We start from the raw sequence: 11,704 nt of genomic DNA on the forward strand, positions 1-11,704 counted from the left end.
GCATGCGAATGGCGAGGGGCTGCGGATAACGGATTTGTAATGCAGCGGTCATCCTGGCGATAGGCCGGTGCCTTTCGAGGGCCGTGCGAGGGGGCAAGCCTTGCAGCACTGTAATGTCCGCCTCACCTTGGCGTTAGCTGTGCCTCGCTAGGATGGCTCCATGAATGGCTATCACACGAGGCAAACACGATGAACCTGACCAAGTATCTGTTGCTCGCCGTACTCACCCTGGGCAGCACCGTGGCGCTGGCCGAAGGCGGTGCCGAACGTTCCCGCCAGTTCTGGGAAGCGTTCCGGCAAGACCAGCAGCGTGTCCACGGCGACAAGGAACGAGCGGTGGTCGCGCGGGAGCGCAAGGCGCAGGAGAAGGCCCGCGAGCTGGCCAAGGATTGACGGTGTCGTCGCCTTCGCAGGTGCTCCGCTGTCGAAGGTGTGTTTGGCGCTCCGAGAGCCGCTGCTATGGACGCGCAGTGGCTGACGGGACGCCTTTTTTATTTGCGTGCCAGCAAGGTGGCACGGCGCGGCGCCGGCAGGCCTTCGACCGTGCGGCTATGGTCGTTGGGGTCGAGGAAGTGCTCCAGCGACTGGTAGCGCATCCAGTCGGTACTGCGCTGCTCTTGCACGCTGGTGACGCTGACATCCACGCAGCGCACATCGCTGAACCCGGCCCGGCGCAGCCAGCGCTCCAGCGCCGGCACCGACGGCAGGAACCAGACATTGCGCATCTGCGCGTAACGGTCCTCGGGCACCAGCACCTGGTGCTCGTCACCCTCGATCACCAAGGTCTCCAGTACCAGCTCGCCGCCCTTGACCAGGCAGTCCTTGAGCGCCAGCAGGTGCTCGATGGGCGAGCGTCGGTGATAGAACACCCCCATGGAAAAGACGGTGTCGAAGCCTTCCAGGTTCGCCGGCAGCTCTTCCAGAGCGAACGGCAAGTGCCAGGCGGGCAGGTCGGGCAGGTATTTCTGCACCGCCTGGAACTGGCAGAAGAACAGCCAGTTCGGGTCGACGCCGATCACCATGTCGGCACCGGCACCGAGCATGCGCCATTGGTAGTAGCCGTTGCCGCAGCCGACATCGAGCACGCGCTTGCCCTTGAGGTCCAGGTGCGGGCTGACCCGCGACCACTTCCAGTCCGAGCGCCATTCGGTGTCCACGTGCACGCCGAACAGGTCGAACGGCCCTTTGCGCCACGGCGACAGCCCCATCAGAGCGTCATGCATGCGGGCACGGGTGGCCTGGTCGCAGGCGCAGTCCAGGCGCAGGCCGTTGGCCAGGTCGATCTCGCTCGGCGTTAGCTGCGGCAAGGCCTCCAGGGCGCCGCGCCAGCGGTCGAGGTCACCGTGGCCTTTTTCCAGCTTGGCCTGCAGTTGTGCCTGCAGGCCTTGGGACCAAGCGGCAAGCGGGGTTCCCGCCAAGCGGCGGACGAGGGGAGAGAGATCGATCATGGCAGGGCAATCAGTGAGGCGAAGTTGAGGCATTGGAACCAGGGGACGACCTTGGAGAACCCGGCGTCGCGCAGGCGCTGCGTGTGGGTCTGCAGGGTGTCGGGTTTCATCACGTTCTCGATGGCGCTGCGTTTCTGGGCGATTTCCAGTTCGCTGTAGCCATTGGCCCGCTTGAAGTCCAGGTGCAGTTCGTTGAGCAGCGTCTGCTCCTGGTCGTCCTCGAAGCGCAGCTTCTCGGAAAGGATCAGCGCGCCGCCGGGCAGCAGGGCTTGGCGGATACGGCCGAGCAGTTCCAGGCGTCGCTCGGGCGCGATGAATTGCAGGGTGAAGTTCATCGCCACCACCGAGGCCGGTTCCAGGGGCAGGGTGAGGATATCCGCCTCGAGCACCTGCACCGGCAGCAATTCCTGGAACATCGAGTCCTGTGCGGTCAGGTACTGGCGGCAGCGTTCGACCATGGCCGCGGAGTTGTCCACCGCGATGACCCGGCAGCCATCGTTGCGCACATGGCGGCGCAGCGATTGGGTCACCGCCCCCAGCGAAGCACCCAGGTCGTACAGCGCGGTGTTCGGCTGGGCGAAGCGGGCGGCGAGCACGCCGAGGTTTTCGACGATGGTCGGGTAACCGGGCACCGAACGCTTGATCATGTCCGGGAACACGCGCACCACATCCTCGTTGAAGACGAAGTCGGGCACCTGCTCCAGGGGCTGGGCGAAAAGGCGGTCGGGTTCTTTGCTCACGGTGGGTCCGGCTGGCTGGCGATATGAAGGGCGGGCATTTTAGCCAAACCGTGACGCGGATGCATGACCGACTGATCGGAAGGCTGCCGTTATTGCACCTGGATCGCGCAGTCGAAGGTCTGCACTGGCCGTACTTCCGGCGCCCAGGGCTGCTGGTAGACCAGGATCAGGTGCCCTTCGCCGCTGGCCTTGGCCTGGAAGCGCCAGGTGGATGTCCCGGCACTGCCGACGATACCGGCCTCCTCAGGGGTGTTGTAGACCTCCGGCCCCATGCTTTGCAAGACCTCCGGTGCAGGGTTTTGCACCAGCCAGCGGTACCCGGTGCTGGGGTTGCTGGGGAGGGTCAGGGTCAGGTTCTGGCCGACCTGAAGGTGTTGGGGACATTCGCTCTCGGCGTCCAGTTCGACAGTGTGCGTAGGGTGCTGGGCGCAGGCGGTGAGCAGGGCGAGGCCCAGGGGGGCGAGCAGACGAAAGGTGGTCATGGTGGCTCCGTAGGCTGGCGATGGCCTGAGGATAACCGAACCGGGTGGCGTTTTGTGTTGCCTGGGCTGGCCCGATCGCGGGACAAGCCCGCTCCCACATGGCCTGCGCTGAGGTTGAACCTGTAGGAGCCGGCTTGCCGGCGATCGGCGCTTTACAGCATCAGAACAACACCTTCGCCACATCGGCGAAGCGCTTGGCGAAATGTACCGTCAACCCTTCGCGCAGGTAGTCGGGCAGTTCTTCGAAGTCGCCGCGGTTGGCTTCCGGCAGGATCAGTTCGAAGATCTTCTGCCGGCGTGCCGCGATCACCTTCTCGCGCACGCCACCGATCGGTAGCACCTGCCCCGTCAGCGTCAGCTCGCCGGTCATGGCCACGCCTTTCTTCGGCGCCTGGTCGCGGGCCAGGGACAGCAGGGCGCTGGCCATGGTGATGCCGGCGCTAGGGCCATCCTTGGGCGTGGCGCCCTCGGGTACGTGCAGGTGGATGAAGGCTTCGTTGAAGAAGCCCGGGTCGCCCCCGTACTGCTTGAGGTTGGAGCTGACGTAGCTGTAGGCGATTTCGGCGGATTCCTTCATCACATCGCCCAGCTTGCCGGTGAGTTTGAAGCCGCGGTTAAGGGTATGGATACGGGTGGCTTCGATCGGCAAGGTGGCCCCGCCCATGCTGGTCCAGGCCAGGCCTGTGATCACGCCCTTGCCGGCCAGCACCTGCTCGCTGCGGAACACCGGCATGCCCAGGGCCGGTTCCAGGTCCTTGGTACCGATCTTGAGCTTGGCGTCGGGGTTCTCCAGAAGCTTGACCACCGCCTTGCGCACCAGCTTGCCCAGCTGTTTTTCCAGCTGGCGGACACCGGCCTCGCGGGCGTAGCCCTCGATCACCGTGCGCAGGGCGCTGTCGCTGATGCTCAGGCTGCTCTTGGCCACGCCGGCCTTGTCCAGTTGCTTGGGCCACAGGTGACGCTTGGCGATCGCCAGTTTTTCCTCGGTGATGTAGCCGGAAAGGCGGATCACTTCCATGCGGTCGAGCAGGGGGCCAGGGATCGAGTCCAGGGTGTTGGCGGTGCACACGAACAGGACCTTGGACAGGTCCAGGCGCAGGTCCAGATAGTGGTCGAGGAAGTCGACGTTCTGCTCCGGGTCGAGGGTCTCGAGCAAGGCAGAGGCCGGGTCGCCCTGGTAGCTCTGGCCCATCTTGTCGATCTCGTCGAGCATGATCACCGGGTTCATCACCTCGACGTCCTTCAGCGCCTGCACCAGTTTGCCCGGCTGGGCGCCGATGTAGGTACGCCGGTGGCCCTTGATTTCCGCCTCGTCGCGCATGCCGCCGACGCTGAAGCGGTAGAACGGCCGGCCGAGGCTCTCGGCGATGGACTTGCCGATACTGGTCTTGCCCACCCCGGGCGGGCCCACCAGCAGCACGATGGACCCGCTGATCTCACCCTTCCAGGCACCGACGGCGAGGAATTCGAGGATACGCGCCTTGATGTCGTCGAGGCCGGCATGATGCTGATCGAGGACCTTGCGTGCGTGCTTGAGGTCGAGCTTGTCCTGGCCGTACACGCCCCAGGGCAGGGCGGTGGCCCAGTCCAGGTAGTTGCGGGTGACGGCGTATTCGGGCGAGCCGGTCTCGAGGATCGCCAGCTTGCCCATCTCTTCGTCGATCCGTTTTTTCGCCTGCTCCGGCAGGGTCTTGCCTTCCAGGCGCTGCTGGAACTGCTCGAGGTCGGCGCTGCGGTCGTCCTTGGTCAGGCCCAGCTCCTGCTGGATGACCTTGAGCTGTTCCTTGAGGAAGAACTCGCGCTGGTGCTCGCCGATCTGCCGGTTGACCTCGGCGGAGATCTCGTTCTGCAGGCGTGCGACCTCGACCTCCTTGCGCAGCATCGGCAGGACTTTCTCCATGCGCTTGAGCATCGGCACGCAGTCGAGCACTTCCTGCAACTGCGAACCGGTGGCGGAGGTCAGCGCCGCGGCGAAGTCGGTCAAAGGCGATGGGTCGTTGGGGCTGAAGCGGTTGAGGTAGTTCTTCAGCTCTTCGCTGTACAGCGGGTTGAGCGGCAGCAGCTCCTTGATCGCGTTGATCAGGGCCATGCCGTAGGCCTTCACTTCGTCGGTGGGCTCGGCCGGTTGGCGCGGGTAGTCCACCTCCACCAGGTAGGGTGGGCGATGGTGCTTGAGCCAGGTGCGGATGCGCACCCGGGTCAGGCCCTGGGCGACGAACTGCAGCTTGCCGTTCTCGCGGCTGGCATGGTGGACCTTGACCAGGGTGCCGTACTGCGGCAGGGCCGAGGTGTCGAAATGGCGGTGGTCTTCGGCGGGCTCGTCCATGAAGAACAGCGCCAGGGCATGGTGTGGCGTCTTGGCCACCAGGTCGAGGGTTTCCGCCCAGGGTTCTTCGTTGACGATCACCGGCAGGACCTGGGCCGGGAAGAACGGGCGGTTATGAATCGGGATCACGTAGACCTTGTCCGGCAGTTGCTGGCCGGGCAGGGCGAGGTGGTGGCCAGGCGTGGCCTTGGCTTCGAGGTGTTCGACTGTTTCGTGTTCGTCTGGGTGGTCCGGAAGATCCTGCTGGTCGCTCATGGGGCACCTGCGTGAATGACTATGGTGCTTAGATGGGGCGGTGGTTGGCAGGTTTCAATGGTAGACGAAGGGGAGGGGGATGGAGCGTGGCCTGTTCGCGGGTAAACCCGCTCCCACAGGTGCAGTGGGGGCGGGTTTACCCGCGAATGCGACAGTGCATTCACCGCCGCATCCGGACGTTACTCGGCCAACTTGTAGGCAATGATGTAGTCACCCATCTTGGTGCCCAGCGAACCATGGCCGCCAGCGGTGACCAGCACGTACTGCTTGCCATCCTTGCCGGTGTAGGTCATCGGTGTGGCTTGGCCGCCGGCCGGCAGGCGGCCTTTCCACAGCTCCTTGCCATTGTTCACGTCATAGGCACGCAGGTACTGGTCCAGGGTGCCGCTGAGGAACGCCACGCCACCAGCGGTGACGATCGAGCCACCCATGCTCGGCACGCCCACGGGCAGGCCGATCGGTACCGGGGTGCTGTCGCGGGTGGTGCCGTTCTTGTGCTTCCACACGACCTTGTTGGTGAACAGGTCGATGGCGGCCACATAGCCCCAGGCCGGCGCCTGGCAAGGCACGCCCAGCGGCGACATGAACGGGTGCATGATCACCGCATACGGCGCACCGGTGTTCGGCTGCACGCCACTGGTCTCGCTCTCGCGCTTGCTGCCGGCGGCGACTTTCTCGCGCGGCACCATCTTCGAGACGAAAGCCATGTAGTTCGGCGAGGTGAACAGCAGCTGGCGCACGGGGTCGACCGAGACGCTGCCCCAGTTGAACACACCGACGTTGCCCGGGTAGACCAGCGAGCCCTGCTCGGACGGCGGGGTGTACTGGCCTTCGTAGCGCAGTTCGCGGAACTGGATACGGCACAGCATCTGGTCGAACGGCGTGGCGCCCCACATGGCCTGTTCGGTCAGCTCAGGGCCGAGCAGGTTGAGGTCGGAGCGGGCCTGGGTCGGCGAGGTGCGGTCGCCTTTCACTGCGCCCTGGGGTACCGGGATCTCGCGGATCGGCACGATCGGAGTGCCGTCGCGGCGATCGAGCACATACAGGCTGCCTTGCTTGGTGGGCACGATGACCGCCGGTTTGACGCCGTCGTCGGTCTTCAGGTGCACCAGGGTCGGTTGGCTGCCCACGTCCATGTCCCACAGGTCGTGGTGAGTGAACTGGTAGTTCCAGCGCGCCTTGCCGGTGGCCAGGTCCAGGGCAACGATGCCGGCGCTGTACTTCTCGGCGCCCGGCGTGCGGTCTGCGCCCCACTGGTCGGGGGTCTGGTTGCCCAGTGGCAGGTAGATCATGCCCAGCTCTTCATCGACGCTGGCGATCGACCACATGTTGGCCGAGTTGCGGCTGTACATCTTGCCGTCGGCCAGGGGCGCGGTGTCGTCCGGGTTGTTGCTGTCCCAGTTCCATACCAGGCGGCCGTCGTGCACGTCGTAGGCGCGGATCACGCCGGACGGCTCGTTGGTCGACTCGTTGTCGGTCACATGGCCACCGATGATCACCAGGTCACGGGTGATCGCCGCGGGCGAGGTGGAGTAGTAGCCACCGGCGGTGAACGGGCCGATGCCGCGGGTCAGGTCGATCACGCCCTGGTTGGCGAAGCCTTCGCAGACCTTGCCGGTGTCGGCGTTGATGGCGATCAGGCGCGCATCGGCGGTCGGCAGGTAGAGGCGACGCGGGCAGGCCTGGGCCACGGCCTGGCCGGCCTCGGAGACCTTCGGCGCGGGGCTGCCGTCACGGCTGACATAGCGGTTCTCGTCGTAGTAGGAGACACCGCGGCAGGTCATGTGGGCGAAGCCCTTGAAGGTGCCGACCGGGCTCTTGACTTGCGGGTCGTAGCGCCAGATCTCAGCGCCAGTGTCCGGGTCCAGGGCCAGCAGCTTGCTGTGGGCGGTGCAGGCGTAGAGCTTGCCATTGACCTTCAGCGGCGTGTTCTGGTTGGTCAGCTCCACCGGGTCGTTTTCCGTCGGCAGGTCGCCGGTGCGGATGCGCCAGGCCTCTTCCAGGCGGTAGGCGTTCTGTGGGGTGATCTGGCGCAGCGGCGAATAGCGGTCGCCGTGCTCGGTGCGGCCGTAGGCCTGCCACTCACCGTCCGGCATGGCCGGTGCGGCGCTGGCCATCTCGCTGTTCTCGCGGCCCAGTTCGCCGAACACTTCGCCCGGGTGGGTGAACTGGCTGCCCAGGGCGCTGGCGCCGGAGGCGACGACCGCGACGCTTAACAGGGCTGTGTTGATTTTGGAGGAAGGGCCGACCAATGGGCGACGGGCCCAGGGCAGCAGCAACAACACGCCGATGGCGAACCAGATGGCCAGGCGCGGCACCAGTTGCCACCAGTCCAGGCCCACTTCCCACAGGGCCCAGACGGTGCTGCCCAGCAGGACCAGGCCGTACAGGCCCAGGGCGATGCGGCGCATGGCCAGCAGGAGGATACCGGACAAGGCAAAGCCAATGCCGGCGATCAGGTAGTACAGGGATCCTCCCAGCTGGCTCAGCTTGATGCCACCGGCCAGCAGGGCCAGGCCCATCAGCAACAGCAGCACGCCCAGAAGGCGCGGTAGCCAGCGGGTTCCATTCTTGGCACCGTCAGTGCTCATCGTATGTTCTCCGTAGGTCGAAGGGTGGGGTTAGAAACTGCTCTGGATCTTCAGGCCGCCGATCAGGGCGGCGTCGACCTGCGACACACCGCCCGGATGACGGATGTACTGCAGGTTGGGGCGTACGGTGAGCCAGTCGGCAAGGTGGATGCCGTAGTAGAGTTCGGCGCTGTATTCGGTGTCCTGCACGGGCAGGTAGCCGGGGTTGTCGTAGTCGTCCAGGCCCGCGGCCTGGTTGATGAGGCGGGCATTCTTGCGGTAGCCGGGGTTGACGTGCACGCGGGCGAGGGCGAAGCCGATGTCGTCCTTGGCGCGGGCATCGAAAGGCCCTTTGTACACCACACCTGCCTGAACATAGTTGTCGATGGCATTGGTCTTCTTGTCGTGCATCGTGGCATTGGCGAAGAGGTTCAGGCCGCGGGACTGGTCGGAAGCCAGCGAGGTCACCTGCTGCTGCGCGCCGAGCCAGAAGCCATGCTTGCTCGAGCTGCTGCGGTAGGCCTGGCCGCTCAGGGCTGCTGGCTGACCGTTGCTGTCCTTCAGAACATCCTGTGCCTTGGCATTACTGTAGTAGTAGCCGGCGCGATATTCCCCTTTAAGACCATGGACCCGTGGGCTCCATACCAGTTCGATCGGCATGACGGCGCCTTGGGTGCCACTGCCGCTGAGCTTGAAACCGTTGCCCGACTCCAGGTTCGAGGGGTTCTGCTCGAACACGCCGACCTGGGCGTAGAGCGAGTCGTTGAGGTTGTAGCGCACCCGCAGCGCCCACTGGCTGACCGGCCAGTTGTACCAGATCCCACCCACCCAGTTGCCCACTTGGGAGCCGCAGAACGCCAGGTTCTGGAAGTCGCAGGGGAAGCTGTTGAAGTCCTCGCCTTCGCCGAAGCGGCCGAATTTCACATCCAGGGCGCCATCGAAGTACTTCTGCTTGATCCACAGCTGGGTCAGGCGCCAGGTTTCGCCGCGCCCCCAGACTTCCTGGGCCGAGGTGAAACCGCCGACACGTGGGTCATTGATGCGATCGTTGCTGATGTTCTGGCCGTGGCGTTCGGTGATGGTCAGCTGGAATTCGCTGTCGTGCCAGCCGAGGATCTTCTCCAGGTCCAGGTGGCTACCGAAGGTGAACTGGTCGCTGTAGCGCGCGGTGCGGTCATGGTCGTAGCCGCCATGCAGGTTGCTGCCCATCTCGCCGGTGTAGCCGAAGGTGAAGTCGTAGCCTTTTTCCAGCAGTTCGCTGCGGGTCCCGTTCCAATCGCCGAGCATCCACGGCGAGTCGCTGGCGAACATTTCATGGGCGCCGCTGGTGGAAGACAGTCCACAGAGGAGGGTGGCGAGGGCAATGCTCGAAGAGCGGATATTGGGCAGTTGGAACATGAGATAGCGCTATCTTTTTGATTATTGGGCAACGGCAATCGCATCGAACGGACGGGGCCTTCGATGAAATCGGCTGCAAGGTTCAGGGATGAAGCGTTTCAGCGTGCGGCGTGGAGGATATAGGGGAACTTGTAAGAAAAAAAGACAAAATGTCGCAGTGGATTGTTGCTTGGGGAGTAACAGTACGGCACTGAGCTGCGCTTTCGCGCAGCGTGCAGGTAGCCCCAGTAGGAGCGGGCTTGTCCCGCGATCAGGCCCGACCTGATACCGCCGTCGCCTGGCAAGGGCTTCGCCCTTGATCGCGGCACAAGGCCGCTCCTACAGGGGCAGCACAACGTCAGAACGAGGTGCGCAACCCGACCTGCACACTGCGCCCGGCCGCCGGCGCCACATCCCGCAGGATCGAACTGGCATAGCGTACTGTCTGGTCGGTCAGGTTCTCGCCGCGTACGAAGGCCAGCCATTGGCTCTGGCCGAGGTCGAAGCGGTAACCCAGGCTGGCGCCCAGGGTGGTGTAGCCATCGGTGCTGGTCTCGTTGGCGGGCTTGCGATGCTGCGAGGCGGCATGTTGCACGTCCACCCGTGCTTGCCAGCGGTCCCGTTCCCAGACCAACCCGCTGTTCAGGCGTAGCGGTGCGATGCGTGGCAATGCCTCGCCGCTGTCGAGGTTCTTGGCGCGGGTGTAGTCGCCGGACAGTTCCAGGGCGAAGCTGCCGTAGCGGTTCTCGAGCAATTGCCAGCGGTCCTGGGCCTCGACGCCATAGAAGCGGGCCCGTACGCCTTGGTACAGGTACTCGGGCAGCTCGCCATGGTCATGTTCATGGTCGTGCTCCTCGTGATCATGGTCATGACCTTCGCGCAAGTTGCCCGTGCCGATCAGGCCGATGTAGTTGCGAAAATGGCTGTAGAACACGCCGACGCTGCCTTTGTGCGTGCCGTTGTCGAAACGCAGCGCCAGATCAGCGGAAAGGGCCTTTTCCTTGTCCAGGTTCGGGTCGCCTACTTCATAGGCGCCCGTGGCGACATGGGCGCCGTTGGCGTACAGCTCGTAGAAGGTCGGCGCACGTTCGGTGTAGCCGAGGCTTGCGGCCAGCGACCAGACCGGGTCGAGCTGGTACACCGCGCCCGAGGACAGGCTGGCGGCATTGAAGCTGGCGGTGCTGTCGGCGCCGATGAACGTTTCGTTGCCCTTGGCATCGGGGTCGACCCGGGTGTGTTCCAAGCGTGCGCCGAGGCTCAGGGCCAGGCGTTCGCTGGCTTGCCACTGCTCCAGCAGGAACAGCGCCAGGCTGTCGGTATCGGTGTGCGGCACGAACGCTTCCTCGCCCAAGGCGGAGAATTCGTTGCGGCTGACCTGGGCGCCAATCACCCCCTCGAATGGCCCGAGCGGCTGGTGACGGGCTTCGAGGCGGGCTTCGTAGCCTTTGTTCTTGAAGGTGGTGTGGACTTCGCCGCTTTCGATCTCGCGGTGCTGGTAGTCGGTGTAGCCGGCATCGAACTTGACCGAGCTGAACGGGCCGTCCAGGTCGCGCAGCTCGGAGGCGAAACCGTAGTGGTCCTGCTGCATGTCCAGGCGTACGCCCGGTTCGGCAACCGAGCCGTAATTACTGTCATAGCGGCTATAGGACAGGCCGGTATAGCCGTGGTCCCAGTGGTAGGCGCCGCCGATCGCGCCACCATCCTGGCGCCCATCGCTGTTTTCCAGGCGGTGCCGGCTGCCGGGCTCGTCGACATCGCGCACCTTGGAACTGCGGGCGTACCCGGGGATGCGCAGATCGTTGAACTGGCGGCTGTTGGCGTCCAGGTGCAGGGCGAAGGCGCCATTGCCCGCTTCGAGCTTGCCGGCACTGCTGCGGGTGGTGTCGGCGCCGCCGTAGCGTAGCTCGCCAGCCCCGTGCAGGCCCTCGATGGGGGCATCGGGGATGCGGTTGTCGAAGGTATTGACCACCCCACCGATGGCATTGCCGCCGTACAGCAGGGCGGCCGGGCCACGGATGATCTCGATGCGCTCCACGTTCACAGGGTCCAGCGGCACGGCATGGTCGTAGGAGAGGGACGAGGCATCCAGGGCGCCGACGCCGTTGCGCAGGATGCGGATGCGGTCGCCATCCAGGCCGCGGATCACCGGACGGCTGGCGCCAGGGCCGAACCAGGTGGAGGCGACGCCGGGCTGCTTGTTGAGGGTTTCGCCGAGGCTGCCTTGTTGCTGTTGAAGCAAGGCGTCGCCTTCGAGGACGGTAGTGGGCGTGGCGAGTTGACGATTGCCCAGCGGGTTCGCGGTGATGACCTGGGGTTCGAGCTCCACCGCCTGGCCGGGCGTGGAGGCGAGCCAGAGGGCAACGGCGAGGGGAGAGAGGCGCAGCGGGATGTGCAGCATGGGACTGTGGCGTTCCTTGGCAGAAATGGTTGTTGTTACAATATAACATCGCTATTCCAGCACAAACCGTTTCCCTCTGGCCAGCGGTTTTCGGCTCGCCACGCAACG

The 11,704-nt window shown here is 64.9% G+C and carries 8 protein-coding genes; 1 reads left to right on the forward strand and 7 read right to left on the reverse strand.

Features of this window, described 5'->3' with window-relative positions; genetic code table 11:
* Positions 1–189 precede the first annotated feature (189 nt).
* Positions 190–393: a hypothetical protein gene (locus tag K8374_RS04895; protein WP_224458135.1), complete on the forward strand. Its 204-nt coding sequence runs from the start codon at positions 190–192 to the stop codon at positions 391–393.
* Positions 394–491: 98 nt separating this feature from the next.
* Here the strand turns inward: K8374_RS04895 and cmoB are convergent, their stop codons facing one another.
* The 7 genes from cmoB to K8374_RS04930 form a co-directional block, all read right to left on the reverse strand.
* Positions 492–1,448 carry a tRNA 5-methoxyuridine(34)/uridine 5-oxyacetic acid(34) synthase CmoB gene (gene cmoB / locus K8374_RS04900; protein ID WP_224458136.1) on the reverse strand — a complete coding sequence of 319 codons (957 nt, stop codon included), beginning with the start codon at positions 1,446–1,448 and terminating at the stop codon, positions 492–494.
* Entirely contained in the window at positions 1,445–2,188 is a 744-nt protein-coding gene (gene cmoA, locus K8374_RS04905) for a carboxy-S-adenosyl-L-methionine synthase CmoA (RefSeq protein ID WP_224458137.1), read from the reverse strand. The genes cmoB and cmoA overlap by 4 nt, the downstream gene beginning before the upstream one ends.
* Positions 2,189–2,277: 89 nt before the next feature.
* Positions 2,278–2,670 (reverse strand): protease inhibitor I42 family protein, encoded by a 393-nt coding sequence (locus K8374_RS04910; RefSeq protein ID WP_224458138.1) that lies wholly within the window; start codon positions 2,668–2,670, stop codon positions 2,278–2,280.
* 160 nt (positions 2,671–2,830) lie between these two features.
* A complete protein-coding gene (lon, locus tag K8374_RS04915) occupies positions 2,831–5,251 on the reverse strand; it encodes an endopeptidase La (RefSeq protein ID WP_224458139.1) in 2,421 nt (806 codons plus the stop codon).
* Between the two features lie 179 nt (positions 5,252–5,430).
* On the reverse strand, positions 5,431–7,842 hold the full coding sequence (locus tag K8374_RS04920) for a glucose/quinate/shikimate family membrane-bound PQQ-dependent dehydrogenase (protein ID WP_224458140.1): 2,412 nt from the start codon (positions 7,840–7,842) through the stop codon (positions 5,431–5,433).
* Between the two features lie 30 nt (positions 7,843–7,872).
* Positions 7,873–9,219 (reverse strand): carbohydrate porin, encoded by a 1,347-nt coding sequence (locus K8374_RS04925; protein WP_224458141.1) that lies wholly within the window; start codon positions 9,217–9,219, stop codon positions 7,873–7,875.
* Positions 9,220–9,556: 337 nt separating this feature from the next.
* Positions 9,557–11,596 carry a TonB-dependent receptor gene (locus K8374_RS04930; protein WP_224458142.1) on the reverse strand — a complete coding sequence of 680 codons (2,040 nt, stop codon included), beginning with the start codon at positions 11,594–11,596 and terminating at the stop codon, positions 9,557–9,559.
* Between the last annotated feature and the right edge of the window lie 108 nt (positions 11,597–11,704).

The sequence above is a fragment of the Pseudomonas sp. p1(2021b) genome (assembly GCF_020151015.1).
In the GTDB taxonomy this organism is placed as follows: Bacteria; Pseudomonadota; Gammaproteobacteria; order Pseudomonadales; family Pseudomonadaceae; genus Aquipseudomonas; species Aquipseudomonas putida_K.

Coding starts and splice junctions, on each gene's coding strand:
- K8374_RS04895 (WP_224458135.1), top strand. CDS start 190: ATGAACCTGACCAAGTATCTGTTGCTCGCCGTACTCACCCTGGGCAGC.
- cmoB (WP_224458136.1), bottom strand. CDS start 1,448: ATGATCGATCTCTCTCCCCTCGTCCGCCGCTTGGCGGGAACCCCGCTT.
- K8374_RS04910 (WP_224458138.1), bottom strand. CDS start 2,670: ATGACCACCTTTCGTCTGCTCGCCCCCCTGGGCCTCGCCCTGCTCACC.
- lon (WP_224458139.1), bottom strand. CDS start 5,251: ATGAGCGACCAGCAGGATCTTCCGGACCACCCAGACGAACACGAAACA.
- K8374_RS04920 (WP_224458140.1), bottom strand. CDS start 7,842: ATGAGCACTGACGGTGCCAAGAATGGAACCCGCTGGCTACCGCGCCTT.
- K8374_RS04925 (WP_224458141.1), bottom strand. CDS start 9,219: ATGTTCCAACTGCCCAATATCCGCTCTTCGAGCATTGCCCTCGCCACC.
- K8374_RS04930 (WP_224458142.1), bottom strand. CDS start 11,596: ATGCTGCACATCCCGCTGCGCCTCTCTCCCCTCGCCGTTGCCCTCTGG.